Consider the following 15,947-nt stretch of genomic DNA (forward strand, 5'->3'; position numbering starts at 1 on the left):
GTCGCCTCGCTGTCGAATCCAGACAGGTCGTCCCGCCGAAGGAGTTACCCCGTGTCACGCGAGATTCGTTTCAATGCCTTCGACATGAATTGCGTCGCGCATCAGTCCCCCGGTCTCTGGCGTCATCCACTCGATCAATCGTGGCGATACAAGGAACTCGGCTACTGGACCGATCTCGCGAAGCTGTTGGAACGAGGCCTGTTCGACGGTTTGTTCATTGCCGACGTCCTCGGCACATACGACGTGTACGGCGGGAATCACGATGCCGCCATCCGGCACGGTGCGCAGATACCGGTCTCGGACCCACTCCTGCTCGTCAGCGCGCAGGCTGCCGTCACCGAGCATCTGGGGTTCGGCATCACTGCGGGTACCGGTTTCGAGCATCCGTATCCGTTCGCGCGACGGCTCTCCACGCTCGATCACCTCACCAACGGCAGGATCGGCTGGAACGTCGTGACCGGGTATCTGCCGTCGGCGGCGCAGAACATGGGCCACGACGACCAGTTGAAGCACGACGATCGTTACGATCACGCCGACGAATATCTCGAGGTGCTCTACAAGCTGTGGGAGGCGTCGTGGGACGACGACGCGGTGGTCCGTGATCGCGAAACCGGCGTGTTCACCGACCCCACCAAGGTGCATCGAATCGGCCACCGCGGCAAGCACTTCACGGTGCCGGGTATCCATCTGGCCGAGCCGTCGCCGCAGCGGACGCCGGTGATCTTTCAGGCCGGCGCGTCGCCGCGGGGCGTACGGTTCGCGGCGCAGAATGCCGAAGCGATCTTCGTCGGCGCACCCACCAAGGAGATTCTGGCGCAGACGGTTTCGAATATCCGTCGAGCCTTGCGCGAGGCCGGCCGCGATCCGTACTCGGCGCGGATCTATCAGCTGCTCACCATCGTCACCGATGAGACCTCTGAACTCGCCCATGCCAAGCACGCCGAGTATCGGTCGTATGCCAGTGCCGAGGGTGCGTTGGTGTTCATGTCGGGCTGGATGGGCGTCGACCTGTCGCGGTATGCGCTCGACGAGCCGCTCGGCAATGTCGAGAGCAACGCGATTCAGTCGTTCGTTGCGTCGTTCCAGTCCATCGGAGCCGACGGCAAAGAGTGGACGGTCCGCGATATCGCCGAGTGGGGCGGCATCGGCGGTGCCGGCCCACGCATCGTCGGCTCCCCCGGCGAGGTCGCGGATCAACTGCAGGAGTGGGTGGACGAGACCGACGTCGACGGCTTCAATCTCGCGTATGCCATCACACCGGGGACATTCGAAGACGTCGTGCAGTACGTCGTACCCGAATTGCAGCGCCGCGGTGTCTATCGCACCGAATACACGCCGGGGACATTGCGACACAAGCTCTTCGGCAAGGGCGATCGACTGCCCGAGGAACACCGGGCGCAGCAGATCGTGCGAGAAGTTCGGGCGAACCGAGAATCGCTGTGAATGGTGGGCGCAGAGGGGTTCGAACCCCCGACCGCTGGTGTGTAAAACCAGAGCTCTACCGCTGAGCTATACGCCCGAGTACCGGTGGCCTGGGGATAACCCCGGGCCACCGGAACGCTTGGAGAAATTTATCGTGTCTGATCTCTAACTACAATTCCGCAGGTCAGCTCACCTGTGCGAGAGCCTCGGCCCACGAAGAACTGTCGCGAGCCTCGCCGGGTCCGTTCATTTCGGCGAACCTGATGATTCCGGATTTGTCGACGACGAACGTTCCACGATTGGCGAATCCGGCGCTGTCGTTGAACACGCCGTACGCCTGAGCAACCTCACCGTGCGGCCAGAAGTCCGACAGCAGCGGAAAGGTGTAACCCTGTTCTGCAGCCCAGATCTTGTGGGTCGGAGGCGGACCCACCGAGATTGCCAGGATCGCAGTCTCGTCGTTCTCGAAGGTCGGTAGCTCGTCGCGCACTCTGCACAGCTCGCCCTGGCACGTGCCGGTGAAGGCCAGTGGATAGAACACGAGCAGAACGTTTTTCACGTTCCTGTACGACGACAACGTGACCAGTTGGTTGTTCTGGTCTTTGAGGGTGAAGTCGGGCGCAACTGCGCCAACCTCGATCGGCATCTAGAACCGTCTTCCTGTATCGAGCATCGGCCTACCGCTTGGTGGCAGGGGTCTTGGGCTGAACCAATCGACTTCCGATCCAGTCACCGAGGTTTGCCGCAGAGGTCTGCGTCAATCCTGCGGTCGGGGCGGACTCGGCAATCTCACTGGGTTCGACATGACCGGACATGCCGGTCTTGGGGCTGAGGACCCACACGATGCCATCGTCCGAGAGCGGACCGATCGCATCCATGAGCGCATCGACCAGGTCACCGTCTCCGTCGCGCCACCACAGCAGTACAACGTCGATCACCTCGTCGGAATCCTCGTCGAGGGTCTCGCCACCGATCGCATCTTCTACGTCGGCGCGCAGATCATCGTCGGTGTCCTCGTCCCAGCCCAGCTCCTGTACGACCATGTCGCGAGTGATGCCAAGTTTCTGAGCGTAGTTCTGAGCGTCCGCCGCGGCGACCACGGTGGTGACCTCCTTGAATTGTGGGTGCAGTAGTCAAAGCGAACAGTGTCGAAGCCGTTCGCGCAAGCTGACCGCGCCGAAATTGCGTACATAAATTTCTACTGGTGGGTATCGGACCTCTGTACTACCAGAACCGACGAGATGCGGCAGGATTGGGGAGGAATCACGAGAACGAGGAAAGTAGACCGCCGTCACAGGGGCGGGTCTACCGGGACCGGGCGCCACACCGAGCGTCCGCCACATTGAGGAGTGCACACGTTGTCCGAAGTGAACAGCGGCGAACGGCAGAACACATCGTCTGCAGGCAAGAAGGGCTCGGACGGCCGGGTCCGCGTCATCCGTGAGGGTGTCGCGTCGTACCTGCCCGATATCGACAACGACGAGACCAACGAATGGATCGAATCGTTCGACGGCTTGTTGGAGAGGTCCGGCCCCAACCGCGCTCGCTACCTGATGCTCAGGTTGCTCGAGCGCGCCGGCGAACGCCGCGTCGCGTTGCCGTCGCTGACGTCGACGGATTACGTCAACACCATTCCCACCGAGAACGAGCCGTGGTTCCCCGGCGACGAGTCCATGGAACGCCGCTACCGCGCCTGGATCCGCTGGAACGCCGCGATCATGGTGCACCGCGCGCAGCGTCCCGGCGTCGGCGTCGGCGGACACATCTCCACGTACGCATCCTCGGCTGCGCTGTACGAGGTGGGCTTCAACCACTTCTTCCGCGGCAAGGACCACCCGGGCGGCGGCGACCACATCTTCATCCAGGGTCACGCCTCCCCCGGCATCTACGCCCGCGCATTCCTCGAGGGCCGCATCCCGGCCGAGCGCATGGACGGCTTCCGCCAGGAGGCCAGCCACGAGAACGAGGGCGGCGGACTGCCGTCGTACCCGCACCCGCGTCTGATGCAGGATTTCTGGGAGTTCCCGACGGTGTCGATGGGTCTCGGCCCGATGAACGCGATCTACCAGGCCCGCTTCAACCACTACCTCAACGACCGCGGCATCAAGGACACCACCGATCAGCACGTGTGGGCGTACCTCGGCGACGGCGAGATGGACGAGCCGGAGTCGCGCGGACTCGCGCACGTGGCCGCCACCGAAGGCCTCGACAATCTGACGTTCGTCGTCAACTGCAACCTGCAGCGCCTCGACGGCCCGGTCCGCGGCAACGGCAAGATCATCCAGGAACTGGAGTCGTTCTTCCGCGGTGCCGGCTGGAACGTCATCAAGGTCGTCTGGGGCCGCGAGTGGGACTCGCTGCTGCACAAGGACCGCGACGGCGCGCTCGTCAATCTGATGAACACCACCCCCGACGGTGACTTCCAGACGTACAAGGCCAACGACGGCAGCTACGTCCGCGACAACTTCTTCGGCCGCGATCCCCGCACCAAAGAGCTCGTAGCGGATCTGTCCGACGCCGAGATCTGGAACCTCAAGCGCGGCGGCCACGACTACCGCAAGGTGCACGCTGCCTACGCGGCGGCGATGGCGCACAAGGGCCAGCCGACGGTCATCCTGGCGCACACCATCAAGGGCTACACCCTCGGTAAGCACTTCGAGGGCCGTAATGCCACGCACCAGATGAAGAAGCTGACGCTCGACGACCTCAAGACGTTCCGCGACATCCAGCACATCCCGATCTCCGACGAGGAGCTCGAGAAGGATCCCTACATGCCGCCGTACTACCACCCCGGTGCGGACGCTCCCGAGATCCGGTACATGCTCGATCGCCGCAGCAAGCTCGGCGGATTCGTCCCCGAGCGGCGCGTCGACGTCAAGCCGCTGCCGCAGCCGAGCGACGACACGTACAAGACGCTCCGCAAGGGCTCCGGCAAGCAGGAAGTCGCCACCACCATGGCGCTCGTGCGTGTCATGAAGGAACTGTTGCGAGACAAGGAGATCGGCCACCGAATCGTGCCGATCATTCCCGACGAGGCGCGCACCTTCGGTATGGACTCGTGGTTCCCGTCGCTCAAGATCTACAACCGCAACGGTCAGCTCTACACGTCGGTGGACTCGGAGTTGATGCTCGCCTACAAGGAGAGCTCGGTCGGTCAGATCCTGCACGAGGGCATCAACGAGGCCGGCTCGACGTCGTCGTTCACCGCTGTCGGCACCTCGTACGCCACGCACGGCGAGGTCATGATCCCGCTGTACATCTTCTACTCGATGTTCGGTTTCCAGCGCACCGGCGACGGTCTGTGGGCTGCAGCGGACCAGATGGCTCGCGGATTCGTCCTCGGTGCCACCGCGGGTCGCACGACTCTGACCGGTGAGGGTCTCCAGCACGCCGATGGTCATTCGCTGCTGTTGGCGTCGACCAACCCGGCGGCCGTGGCCTACGACCCGGCGTTCTCGTACGAAATCGCACACATCGTCAAGGACGGTCTGCGACGGATGTACGGCGGCACCGAGGGCGTGGAAGGCTTCGGCGGCGAGAACATCTTCTACTACATCACCCTGTACAACGAGCCGTACGTACAGCCGGCCGAGCCGGAGAACCTCGACGTCGAGGGTCTGCTCAAGGGCATCTACCGGTTCGCAGCTCCGCAGGAGGGCGACGGACCTGAGGCACAGCTTCTGGCGTCGGGCGTCGGCATGGTCTCGGCCCGCAAGGCCCGTGAGCTGCTGTTCGAGGAGTGGGGCGTGCGTTCGGCCGTCTGGTCGGTGACGTCCTGGGGCGAGCTGCGCCGCGACGGCGTCGACGCCGAGAAGGAGTCGCTGCGCAACCCCGGTGCCGACAAGCGCGTTCCGTTCGTCACCTCGGCACTGGCCGACGCCAACGGCCCGGTCATCGCGTCCTCGGATTGGATGCGCGCTGTTCCGGACCAGATCCGTCAGTGGGTTCCGGGCGATTACGTCACCCTCGGCACCGACGGCTTCGGATTCTCCGATACCCGTCCGGCCGCCCGACGGGTGTTCAACGTCGATGCCGAGTCGATCGTCGTCGCCACGTTGTCCGCTCTCGCCGCGTCCGGTGAGATCGACAAGTCCAAGGCAGTCGAGGCAGCGGAGAAGTACAAGATCGACGACGTCACCGCAGCTCCGACGTCGTACGCCGACACCGGTTCGGCGTAGGTTCAACCCCTGTTCGGCCGACCCCCGTCCCACGTCGCGAAGCATGTCCGCCGCGATGGGGGCCGGGGGTCGGGCGTAGGTTCTCCTTATGTCCGATGCGAAACCCGACTCACCGGGCAGCGCGTCATCACGCGATGTGTCCCGACGCGACGCCTACCGTGAGGCGTTGCGCGAATCGTTGACCTCGGACAACGAAGTGCACCTTCCGGTCGCCTCACTGGCACCCTCCCGCCAGAAACGCGATCCTCTGCCCGACGCCCTGCTGCGACGGGTCAAGCAGTTCTCCGGCCGACTCTCGACCGAGGCCGTGACGACGATGCAGGGTCAGCTGCCGTTCTTCGGCGATCTGGACGCGGCCCAACGTGCCAGCGTCCAACTGTTGATTCAGACAGCCGTCGACAACTTCCTCGAATGGCTGAAGAACCCCAACAGCGATATTCGCTTCAGCCTCGATGCCTTCCAGGTCATTCCCCAGGACCTTGCCCGACGCCTCACTCTGCGCCAGACAGTGGACATGGTGCGGGTGGCGATGGAGTTCTTCGAGCAGTGGCTCCCAGCACTAGCCCGCAACGATCAGCAGTTGGTGGCCCTGACCGAGGCCGTGTTGCGATACGGGCGCGAGCTGGGTTTTGCGGCCGCGTCGGTCTACGCGAGCGCAGCCGAATCGCGCGGAGCTTGGGACACCCGCCTCGAAGCCCTCGTGGTCGACGCTGTCGTACGCGGAGATACCGGCTCGGACATGCTCTCGCGTGCCGCCACGTTGAACTGGGACGCCACCGCGCCCGCCACGGTGCTGGTGGGCACTCCTCCCGACGATCGAGGCGTCTCGGTCGTCGGCACCGTCCACGCCGTGGCGCAGAAGCACGGTCGCGCCGCACTGGCAGTGGTGCAGGGAACGCGGCTGGTGATGGTGGTCAGCGGTCAGCTCGACGACACTGCCACCCATCGCGCCTTCATCGACGACATGCTGCAGAACTTCTCGGACGGACCCGTCGTCATCGGCCCCACCACCCGCACCCTCGGTGCGGCGCACTCGAGCGCGGTGGAAGCATTCGCGGGGATGCAGGCCGTGGCGGGGTGGCGGGGTGCGCCGCGTCCGGTGCATGCGGGCGAGCTACTGCCCGAACGCGCACTGCTCAACGACGGTGCGGCGATATCGGCGTTGAACGATCACGTGGTCGTCCCGTTGGCCGCGGCAGGTTCGGGACTGGCCGACACCCTCGATGCCTATCTGGACTGTGGCGGAGCGGTGGAAACCTGCGCACGGCAGCTGTTTGTTCATCCAAATACCGTCCGGTATCGGCTCAAGCGCATCGCCGAGGTCACCGGTCGCGACCCGACGCATCCGCGCGATGCGTACGTACTCAGGGTTGCGGCAACGGTAGGTAGGTTGGCTCGAACGCATCACGAACCGCCCCATCCTGCCCCATATGTCACACAGGTCACATTCGGAGAAGTAGTCACGTAACGCCGGACCACCCTTCGGCGATAGCGGATCCCCACGAGGCAATTTGTAGGGTTCCCACAAATTGCTTGTCGAGAGTTCATCGAGCGCGACATCACTCATTCGGCACCCGACGGTGTTCTCTTAACCCTGTGATTGCGTTGCTTGCGCCCGGTCAGGGCTCCCAGACTCCCGGCATGCTGCTGCCTTGGCTCGAATTGCCGGGTGCGGCAGACCGACTCGCGTTGTGGTCGAAGGCCTCCGGTCTCGACCTCGTCCGCCTCGGCACCACTGCCACCGCCGAGGAGATCACCGACACCGCAGTGACCCAGCCTCTGGTCGTCGCGTCGGCATTGCTCGCGTTCGAGGAGATCGCATCGCGCGGCCTGTTCCCCGAGGACGCCGTCGTCGCCGGACACTCGGTGGGCGAACTCGCCGCCGCTGCGATCGCCGGCGTCATCTCCTCCGACGACGCCGTATCGCTCGCTGCCGTCCGCGGCGCAGCAATGGCCAAGGCCTGCGCACTCGAGCCGACCGGCATGTCCGCTGTGCTCGGAGGCGACGAAGCTGCCGTCCTGGCCCGCCTCGATGAACTGGACCTCGCTCCGGCCAACGTCAACGCTGCAGGTCAGATCGTCGCAGCCGGGCTGCTCACCAAGCTCGCCGAGTTGGCCGAGAGCGCACCCGAGAAGGCTCGGGTTCGCGCACTACCGGTCGCAGGCGCATTCCACACCAAGTACATGGCGTCCGCGGGCGACACCGTTGCCGCAGCCGCTGCCGCCATCACCCCGTCGGAGCCGACGCGGACGTTGCTGTCCAACTCGGACGGTCAGCCGGTCGCCTCGGGTGCCGACGCCCTGAACAAGCTCGCTGCCCAGGTAACTCGCCCCGTGCGATGGGATCTGTGCAACGCCTACCTACGTACCGCGCAGGTGACCGGACTCGTCGAACTGCCCCCGGCAGGCGCACTTGTCGGTATCGCCAAACGCGAACTGCGCGGCGTCGCCAACCTTGGCCTGAAGACACCGGCGGACATTTCCGCAATGGCTGAGCTCGGTTAGCTCGACCCACACACTTCGCAGTCACAGCACTGCGGCTCGCACTTCCACTCCCCGAGTGGCAGAAATGCACAATCGCGTCTCGAAGCACATGACTTCGGCGTTCTACACAGAAGAGAAGGGAGCCACAACAGTGGCCAGCCAGGAAGACCTCATCGCCGGACTTGCAGAGATCATCGAGGAGGTCACGGGCATCGAACCGTCCGAGGTGACCATCGAGAAGTCCTTCGTGGACGACCTCGACATCGACTCACTCTCCATGGTCGAGATCGCAGTGCAGACCGAGGACAAGTACGGCGTGAAGATCCCCGACGAGGACCTCGCAGGTCTGCGCACCGTCGGCGACGCCGTGAACTACATCCAGAAGCTCGAAGCGGAGAACCCCGAAGCCGCAGAAGCTATCAAGGCCAAGCTCGACGACTCCGCGAGCGAGTGACACGGCCCATGACCAACCCATCCACCGCCAACGGACGCTTCCCCAGTGTCGTCGTCACCAGCCTCGCTGCGACCACGTCACTCGCGGGTGACGTCGATGCCACGTGGAAGGGTCTGCTGAACGGCGACAGCGGAATCGCAACGCTGGAAGACGATTTCGTCGCCGAGTACGACCTGCCCGTGCGGATCGGCGGCCACCTCGCGGTGAACCCGCAGAGCCTGCTCTCGCGGGTCGAGATTCGTCGCCTGAGCTATGTGGAGCAGCTGGCCACCGTTCTCGGTCGTGAGGTCTGGAAGAACGCCGGGACCCCGGACGTCGATCCTCTCCGCCTCGGCGTGTCTATCGGTACCGGCCTCGGTGGCGGCGATTCTCTGATCGACGCCAACGACAAGATGAAGGCCGGCGGCTACCGCAAGGTGTCTCCGCTCGCCGTTCAGATGGTCATGCCGAACGGCCCTGCAGCGGTCGTCGGACTCGAGCTCAAAGCACAGGCCGGTGTCATCACTCCCGTCTCCGCCTGCTCCTCGGGATCGGAAGCCATCGCACACGCGTGGCGGATGATCGTGATGGGCGACGCGGACATGGTCGTCACCGGCGGCGTCGAGGGTTACATCGACGCGGTTCCGATCGCCAGCTTCTCCATGATGCGGGCGATGAGCACCAACAACGACAACCCGAAGGGTGCGTCACGTCCGTTCGACAAGGATCGTGACGGCTTCGTCTTCGGTGAAGCGGGTGCGCTCATGGTCATCGAGACCGAGGAGCACGCCAAGGCACGCGGCGCAACGATCCACGCCCGCTTGCTCGGTGCCGGAATCACTTCCGACGGGTTCCACCTCGTGGCTCCCGACCCGGAGGGCACGGGTGCCGCGCGCGCCATGAAGCGTGCGATCGAGACCGCAGGACTGCAGAAGTCCGACATCACCCACGTGAACGCCCACGCAACGGCAACTCCCATCGGAGACACCGCCGAAGCGCTCGCGATCAACAAGGCCGTCGGAAATCACGCAGCCGTGTACGCACCGAAATCCGCTCTCGGCCACTCGATCGGTGCCGTCGGCGCTCTCGAGTCGGTTCTGACGGTGCTGGCAGTGCGTGAGGGAATCATCCCTCCCACACTGAATTTGGAGAATCAAGATCCCCAGATCGATCTCGACGTCGTCAAGGGCGAGCCCCGCGTCGGACAGATCGATTACGCGATCAACAACTCGTTCGGATTCGGTGGGCACAACGTAGCGCTCGCCTTCGGAAAGGCGTGATGCACTGAGTCGTTCTTTCGACTCAGCGAATCCCGCTCTCGCAGTGCATGATCCGGGCTGGGGCCGTTCCCAGTGAACGGCCCCGGTTCGGGCCTCGCCCCCCAGGGGCCCTGAAGAAGGACAAGCGATGACCATTCTGGCCCCCGTCACACGATCCGGTACCTCCACCGACCCCCGCGATCCACTCGCCCGCCTCGAGAATCTGTTCGACGCCGGAACTACTGTGCCCCTGCACGATCGGGACAAGTCCGGCATCCTCGCAGCGTCCGGCGAGATCGACGGCGTCCACACCATCGCGTATTGCTCCGACGCCACCGTCATGGGCGGTGCCATGGGCGTGGACGGTTGCAAGCACATCGTCGCCGCCATCGACACGGCCATCGAGCAGCGCGCTCCGATCGTCGGCGTCTGGCATTCCGGCGGTGCTCGCCTCGCCGAGGGCGTCGAAGCCCTTCATGCCGTCGGACTCGTCTTCGAGGCCATGGTCCGAGCATCCGGCCTCGTCCCCCAAGTTTCCGTCGTCCTCGGCTTCGCAGCCGGCGGCGCCGCCTACGGTCCTGCGTTGACCGACGTCGTCATCATGGCTCCCGAGGGACGCGTGTTCGTCACCGGTCCCGATGTCGTCCGCAGCGTCACCGGTGAGCAGGTCGACATGGCCTCGCTCGGCGGCCCCGACACCCACCACAAGAAGTCCGGCGTGTGCCACATCGTCGCCGACAGCGAGATGGACGCGTTCACCCGCGCCCGCCGCCTGGTGTCCATGTTCTGCGAGCAGGGCGAATTCGACATCGCCGCCGCCGAGCACGGAGATACCGACCTTCGGGCTCTGATGCCCGAATCCAACCGTCGCGCATACGATGTCCACCCGATCGTCCACGAACTGCTGGACAACGTCGAAGGAGAATCGACCTTCGAGGAGTTCCAGGGCGGCTGGGCCCGCAGCATCGTCATCGGCCTCGGACGCATCAGCGGCCGCACCGTCGGCGTCATCGCCAACAACCCCATTCGTCTCGGCGGTTGCCTCAACTCCGAAAGTGCCGAGAAGGCAGCCCGTTTCGTGCGACTGTGCGACGCATTCGGCATCCCACTGGTCGTGGTCGTCGACGTTCCCGGGTACCTCCCCGGCGTCAGCATGGAATGGGAGGGCGTTGTCCGTCGCGGAGCAAAACTGTTGCACGCCTTTGCCGAAGCCAAGGTCCCCCGCGTCACCCTGGTGACCCGCAAGATCTACGGCGGCGCGTACATCGCGATGAACGCCCGTGCACTCGGTGCCACCGCGGTCTACGCCTGGCCCGGCTCCGAGGTCGCCGTGATGGGCGCGAAGGCCGCCGTCGGCATCCTGCACAAGAAGGCACTCGCAGCCGCTCCCGAGGAGGAGCGTGAGGCATTGCACGATCGCCTCACCGTCGAGCACGAAAGCATCGCCGGTGGCGTCGAGCGCGCCGTGGCCATCGGTGTCGTCGACGAGGTCATCGAGCCGAGCAAGACCCGCAGCACCGTCGCCAAGGCTCTCGCGGCCGCTCCTGCGGCACGCGGCAACCACAAGAACATTCCGCTCTGATCGTCACGGGGTGCCCGGCCGCCTCGGGTGGTGTCACCCCCCGCCCCGGTTGGGATCAATGCGACTCCGAGGCGCTCCGAGTGCAACAAAGCCACATTCATCCGGAACCGAACGGGCCCCACAACGGACGGGCGAACTACAGCGTCAGCTCTCGATCCACTTGTGGTCGTGAGCCAGTCGCAACATTGCCGATCGGATGTCGAGGATCTGCGCTGCGGAGACAGTTCCGTTGGCTTTGAGGAGTGCCTCGGTCACTTCGGCGGTGAAGTCCGCCTCGGAGAGCACGTCGCAGATCACATCTTCGAGCTGCTCGTGTTCGCTGACCGGAACGTCGTGGAACGGCACGTCGGGCTTGCGCCGGGTGACCAGCGCGGTCGACGCGGGAGTGTCGATGATCTGCACCTGGGTGGCCTTGAGGCCTCGATCGCCCTCGACGGCAACGTATTCGACGCGAACCCCCGGTGCCAACAGTCGTTTGTCGAAGTCCAGATCGTTGACGTGAATGAACACGTCCTCGCCGCCCTCGTCCGGCGCTACGAATCCGTACCCCTTGAACTCGTCGAATCGAATCACTTTTCCGGTCGACAACATCGAACTCACCACTCCACGGTCGTTCCCACATGCCTACCCCAGGCACGGACGCAAACTACCGCGAGCCAGAACCCCCAGCAACCCCTAGCCGACGTTGCGACTCAACCACGTCACTTCGGCTCCGGCCCCGCCGGTTCGGTACGGCTCCAGGGCTGCGTCCCAGTCCGATCCGAGAGCCTGCTCGACGGCCGCGGTGAAGTTGCCCTGGTTGTTCTCCATCAGGGCGCGCAGCCGCATCTCGCCGAGCATCACGTCACCGTTCGCGCTCGTCGTTCCGCGCCACAGCCCCAAACCGGGCACGTGGGAGAACCGTTCGCCATCCACGCCTTCGCTGGCGTCCTCGGTCACCTCGAACCGCAGCATCTGCCACGAGCGCAGGATGCCGGCCAGCTTTGCTCCGGTGCCGACGGGGCCGACCCAGTCGGTGGTGGCGCGCAGCTGCCCATCGGAGGCGGGCTGCGCAGACCACTTCAAGTTCGCACGGCAATCGAGGGCGTCGGTCAACGCCCATTCGACATGCGGGCACAACGCAGCGGGCGACGAGTGGATGTACACAACACCCGATGTCGCTTCTGCGAATTGGTTCGATCCACGCATTGCACTACCTCCAGCTTCGACGAGGGACGTCTTCCCCAACGACCTCGACATGCTTCGGCTGGCTGCAGTGAATCAATGCGTCTGTGTACTAGTGTGCCCCGAGTTGCCCCTGTTGCGCCAGTGCAATCTGTGAACGATGGAGTTTCACCCGGCCAGCACTGCGTCGGAGAGCTCCGGCCACAGCGGCTTCGCCCAGTCTCCGAAGGCTCGATCGGTCAACACCACACACGCGGTCCGTACTGCCGGATCCACCCACAGGAACGTTCCGGCCTGACCGAAGTGGCCGAACGTGGCCGACGAGTTGGCGCTCCCGGTCCAGTGCGGGCTCTTGCCGTCGCGCAGCTCGAACCCGAGTCCCCAGTCGCAGGGCTTGTGCGATCCGTATCCGGGCACGATCCCGTTCAGGCCGGAAAACTGCACCTCGGTCGCCGCAGAGAATGTCTGCGAAGCGAGGAGCGTGGGCTGCAACAGCTCCGCCGCGAATTTCGTCAGGTCCGCCAGGGTTGAGCTGGCACCGTGGCCCGCCGAACCCGGTAGTGCGGTGTTCGTCATCTGCAGTGGCCGGCACACGGCCTCGTCGAGGTAGTCCGGGAAGGCAATGCCTGCCTCGGTTTCGATCAGTTCGGCCAGAACCTCGAACCCGGCGCTCGAGTAGATCCGCTTGGTACCGGCCGGTGCCTGCACTGTGCGGTCACCGAACGCCAGTCCCGACGCGTGTGCCAGGAGGTGTCGAACCGTCGCCCCTTCCGGTCCTGCAGGCTGATCGAGCTCCACCGCACCTTCCTCGACGGCGACGAGAACTGCGTACGCACTGAGCAGCTTGGTGACCGAGGCCAGCTCGTAGACGCGATCGGTGTCCCCGACCTCCTCACGAACTCCGGAGTCGGTGACGACTGCTGCACTGACATGGTCGACGGGCCAGGAGGCCGTGAGATCGAGGGTGGTCACGACTCACGAGCCTAATTGTCGGTCGACGACGGTGCCCCGGTCCCCCGCCGGGCTACGCTCGCAGCACATGAGTGGGAGGAATGCGATGTCGGTTGTGTATGGATCGTGCAATCTGTGCGAGGCGATCTGTGGGCTCGAGTTCACGGTGGAGAACGACGCGGTGGTCTCGATTCGCGGTGACGAGGAGGATCCGCTCTCACGCGGCCACATCTGCCCCAAAGCGCTGTCGCTGATCGATCTACACGCCGATACCGATCGGCTCACCACGCCGGTTAAACGTGTGGGTGAGAAATGGGAGAAGATCGGCTGGGACGAGGCATACGACCTCGTGATCGACGGTTTGATCTCGACGCGTGAGAAGTACGGCCGCAACGCAGTCGGGATCTATCAGGGGAATCCCAACGTCCACTCGATGGGCGCGATGACCCACGGCATTCCGTTCACCTCGCTGCTGCGCACGCGCAACCGATACTCCGCCACCTCCCTGGATCAGTTGCCGCACCAGCTCGTCGACCATCTTCTCTACGGGCATCAGTTGCTACTGCCGATCCCGGACATCGATCGAACCGACTTCTTCCTCGTCCTCGGCGGCAATCCGATGGCCTCGAACGGCAGCATGATGACCGTGCCCGATTTCGCCAAGAGGGCGCGGGCACTGCGCAAACGGGGCGGCCGCCTGGTCGTTGTCGATCCGCGCAAGACCGAGACCGCCGATATCGCGGACACACACTTCTTCGTTCGGCCCGGCAGCGACGCACTGCTGCTGCTCGCGATGATTCACACGATCGTGGCCGACGGCACGGTACGGGTGGCCGACTACATCGACGGGGCCGATCGACTCGCAGATCTCGTCGCCGAGTTCACGCCGGAATCCGTCGCTCCGGTCGTCGGTATTTCTGCGGACGAGATCTCGACTCTGGCGCGCGATTTCGCCTCGGCGAAGTCCGCGGTGGCGTACGGCCGAATGGGGGTCTCGACCCAGCAGTTCGGCACGGTGTGTCAGTGGGCAATTCAGGTACTGAACATCATCACCGGCAATCTCGATCGCCCGGGCGGTGCCATGGTGACCGATCCCGCGATCGATCTGATCAAGCAGGGCATCGTCGGCCGCGGCCATTTCGTCAAGTGGCGCAGCCGCGTTCGCAATTTGCCCGAGTTCGCCGGCGAATACCCCTGTTCGACGCTCGTCGACGAGATCACCACCGAGGGCAAGGACCAGATCCGCGCGATGGCGGTCCTGTCCGGCAATCCGGTGTTGTCGATGCCCGGCGGCACCACCCTGAACGACGCGTTCGCGGGTCTCGATTTCATGGTGTCGTTCGACTTCTACATCAACGAGACCTCGCGTCACGCACACGTGATTCTGCCGCCGACGATGTCGCTCGAACGCGACCACTACGACCTGATCTTCAACTCCTTCGCCGTTCACAACACAGCGAAGTACATGCCTGCAGTGCTGCCCAAGCAAGCCGACGCCAAGCACGATTGGGAGATCTTCCGAGATCTGTCGCTGCGCTACAAGAGCCGTATGGCCGGTTCGACGGTCGGTCGGTTGAAGTCGCGAGTGACTCCGAAGAGCATGATCAGCGAGGCACGCCTGCGCCTGTCCCCCGCCCGCACCCTGGACATCCTGCTCCGCAGTCAACGAAAAGGACTGTCGCTCAGAAAGCTTCGAGCCAACCCACACGGTGTCGATCTCGGACCGCTGCGTCCCGGCTTCCCGCAGAAGCTGAAGACTCGGGACAAGCGAGTACAGCTGATTCAGGACATCGTTGTTGCCGAGCTCCCCGCGTTGGTGGATCTGATGCATTCCAGCGCAGTTCCGTCCGGCGACGAATTGTTGATGATCGGTCGGCGACACCTGCGCAGCAACAACTCGTGGATGCACAACACCGCCCGGCTCACCAAAGGCAAAGCGCGACATCAGCTTCTGGCGCATCCGGAGGATCTCGCGCATCGCGGCATCGAGGACGGTTCGATGGTGTCGGTCACCTCCGCCGCCGGAACCGTCGACATCGAGGTAGCGGCGTCGGAGAAGATGATGCCGGGCGTGGTGAGCATGCCGCACGGGTTCGGTCATCAGCGCCCCGGAGTGCATCTGTCCGTTGCCACGACGGTGCAGGGGCCGAGCGTCAACGACATCACCGACCCCAATCGCGTCGACGCCGTCTCGGCCAATGCGATCCTCAACGGTGTCCCGGTGCAGGTCCGAGCGAAATAGCTGCCCCGATGCACCGTCGAGGCGACGCGATTCTGTACGATTCTGCAGGCTCGTACCTGGTACGGGCATGGGGCGGTAGCTCAGTCGGTTAGAGCCGTGGACTCATAATCCATTGGTCGCGGGTTCGAGCCCCGCCCGCCCCACTCACATTTGCCCAGCTCAGGGCCAATCAAAATTCAAGACCTGTAACAGTTCGAATGCCGGCCTTGCCCACATTCTGCCCACGGCCACA

Annotated in this window: 13 protein-coding genes and 2 tRNA genes; 9 read left to right on the plus strand and 6 right to left on the minus strand. The window is 64.4% G+C overall.

Features of this window, described 5'->3' with window-relative positions; genetic code table 11:
* Positions 1-51 precede the first annotated feature (51 nt).
* Positions 52-1,443 carry an LLM class flavin-dependent oxidoreductase gene (locus tag R3P95_RS14395; protein WP_317548607.1) on the plus strand — a complete coding sequence of 464 codons (1,392 nt, stop codon included), beginning with the start codon at positions 52-54 and terminating at the stop codon, positions 1,441-1,443.
* A 1-nt stretch (position 1,444) separates the two neighbouring features.
* On the opposite strand, the gene R3P95_RS14400 is transcribed toward R3P95_RS14395, so the two are convergent.
* The 3 genes from R3P95_RS14400 to R3P95_RS14410 form a co-directional block, all read right to left on the minus strand.
* Positions 1,445-1,519 (minus strand) — tRNA-Val (locus tag R3P95_RS14400).
* 87 nt (positions 1,520-1,606) lie between these two features.
* On the minus strand, positions 1,607-2,068 hold the full coding sequence (locus R3P95_RS14405) for a peroxiredoxin (protein ID WP_094640166.1): 462 nt from the start codon (positions 2,066-2,068) through the stop codon (positions 1,607-1,609).
* 31 nt (positions 2,069-2,099) lie between these two features.
* A complete protein-coding gene (locus tag R3P95_RS14410) occupies positions 2,100-2,522 on the minus strand; it encodes a DUF3052 domain-containing protein (protein WP_032379129.1) in 423 nt (140 codons plus the stop codon).
* Between the two features lie 258 nt (positions 2,523-2,780).
* Between R3P95_RS14410 and aceE the strand changes: the two genes are divergently transcribed.
* The 6 genes from aceE to R3P95_RS14440 all read left to right on the plus strand — a co-directional run bounded on the left by aceE (position 2,781) and on the right by R3P95_RS14440 (position 11,358).
* Positions 2,781-5,600, plus strand: coding sequence for a pyruvate dehydrogenase (acetyl-transferring), homodimeric type (gene aceE, locus R3P95_RS14415; RefSeq protein ID WP_317548608.1), 2,820 nt, complete (start codon positions 2,781-2,783; stop codon positions 5,598-5,600).
* An 88-nt stretch (positions 5,601-5,688) separates the two neighbouring features.
* On the plus strand, positions 5,689-7,068 hold the full coding sequence (locus R3P95_RS14420) for a PucR family transcriptional regulator (protein ID WP_231893914.1): 1,380 nt from the start codon (positions 5,689-5,691) through the stop codon (positions 7,066-7,068).
* 128 nt (positions 7,069-7,196) lie between these two features.
* On the plus strand, positions 7,197-8,105 hold the full coding sequence (locus R3P95_RS14425; protein WP_317548609.1) for an ACP S-malonyltransferase: 909 nt from the start codon (positions 7,197-7,199) through the stop codon (positions 8,103-8,105).
* Between the two features lie 88 nt (positions 8,106-8,193).
* Positions 8,194-8,538, plus strand: coding sequence for a meromycolate extension acyl carrier protein AcpM (acpM, locus tag R3P95_RS14430; protein ID WP_045199610.1), 345 nt, complete (start codon positions 8,194-8,196; stop codon positions 8,536-8,538).
* An 8-nt stretch (positions 8,539-8,546) separates the two neighbouring features.
* Positions 8,547-9,797 carry a KasA/KasB family beta-ketoacyl-ACP synthase gene (locus tag R3P95_RS14435; RefSeq protein ID WP_068052249.1) on the plus strand — a complete coding sequence of 417 codons (1,251 nt, stop codon included), beginning with the start codon at positions 8,547-8,549 and terminating at the stop codon, positions 9,795-9,797.
* 127 nt (positions 9,798-9,924) lie between these two features.
* Positions 9,925-11,358 carry an acyl-CoA carboxylase subunit beta gene (locus R3P95_RS14440; RefSeq protein ID WP_300518054.1) on the plus strand — a complete coding sequence of 478 codons (1,434 nt, stop codon included), beginning with the start codon at positions 9,925-9,927 and terminating at the stop codon, positions 11,356-11,358.
* A gap of 144 nt (positions 11,359-11,502) precedes the next feature.
* On the opposite strand, the gene R3P95_RS14445 is transcribed toward R3P95_RS14440, so the two are convergent.
* The 3 genes from R3P95_RS14445 to R3P95_RS14455 form a co-directional block, all read right to left on the minus strand.
* Entirely contained in the window at positions 11,503-11,949 is a 447-nt protein-coding gene (locus R3P95_RS14445) for a cold-shock protein (RefSeq protein WP_317548776.1), read from the minus strand.
* Positions 11,950-12,033: 84 nt separating this feature from the next.
* The gene (locus tag R3P95_RS14450) at positions 12,034-12,546 is read right to left on the minus strand and encodes a DUF3145 domain-containing protein (protein ID WP_068052258.1); all 513 of its coding nucleotides are present in this window, start codon (positions 12,544-12,546) and stop codon (positions 12,034-12,036) included.
* A 144-nt stretch (positions 12,547-12,690) separates the two neighbouring features.
* Positions 12,691-13,494: a serine hydrolase domain-containing protein gene (locus tag R3P95_RS14455; RefSeq protein WP_317548610.1), complete on the minus strand. Its 804-nt coding sequence runs from the start codon at positions 13,492-13,494 to the stop codon at positions 12,691-12,693.
* Positions 13,495-13,579: 85 nt separating this feature from the next.
* Here R3P95_RS14455 and R3P95_RS14460 point away from each other — a divergent pair, with 85 nt between their 5' ends.
* Together R3P95_RS14460 and R3P95_RS14465 are read left to right on the plus strand one after the other, a co-directional pair.
* On the plus strand, positions 13,580-15,715 hold the full coding sequence (locus R3P95_RS14460; RefSeq protein WP_317548612.1) for a molybdopterin-dependent oxidoreductase: 2,136 nt from the start codon (positions 13,580-13,582) through the stop codon (positions 15,713-15,715).
* A 69-nt stretch (positions 15,716-15,784) separates the two neighbouring features.
* Positions 15,785-15,858 (plus strand) — tRNA-Ile (locus tag R3P95_RS14465).
* Positions 15,859-15,947: the final 89 nt, after the last annotated feature.

The organism is Rhodococcus cercidiphylli, from assembly GCF_033042225.1.
In the GTDB taxonomy this organism is placed as follows: domain Bacteria; phylum Actinomycetota; class Actinomycetes; order Mycobacteriales; family Mycobacteriaceae; genus Rhodococcoides.

Coding starts and splice junctions, on each gene's coding strand:
- R3P95_RS14440 (WP_300518054.1), top strand. CDS start 9,925: ATGACCATTCTGGCCCCCGTCACACGATCCGGTACCTCCACCGACCCC.
- R3P95_RS14460 (WP_317548612.1), top strand. CDS start 13,580: ATGTCGGTTGTGTATGGATCGTGCAATCTGTGCGAGGCGATCTGTGGG.
- R3P95_RS14420 (WP_231893914.1), top strand. CDS start 5,689: ATGTCCGATGCGAAACCCGACTCACCGGGCAGCGCGTCATCACGCGAT.
- R3P95_RS14450 (WP_068052258.1), bottom strand. CDS start 12,546: ATGCGTGGATCGAACCAATTCGCAGAAGCGACATCGGGTGTTGTGTAC.
- acpM (WP_045199610.1), top strand. CDS start 8,194: ATGACTTCGGCGTTCTACACAGAAGAGAAGGGAGCCACAACAGTGGCC.
- R3P95_RS14405 (WP_094640166.1), bottom strand. CDS start 2,068: ATGCCGATCGAGGTTGGCGCAGTTGCGCCCGACTTCACCCTCAAAGAC.
- R3P95_RS14435 (WP_068052249.1), top strand. CDS start 8,547: ATGACCAACCCATCCACCGCCAACGGACGCTTCCCCAGTGTCGTCGTC.
- R3P95_RS14445 (WP_317548776.1), bottom strand. CDS start 11,949: ATGTTGTCGACCGGAAAAGTGATTCGATTCGACGAGTTCAAGGGGTAC.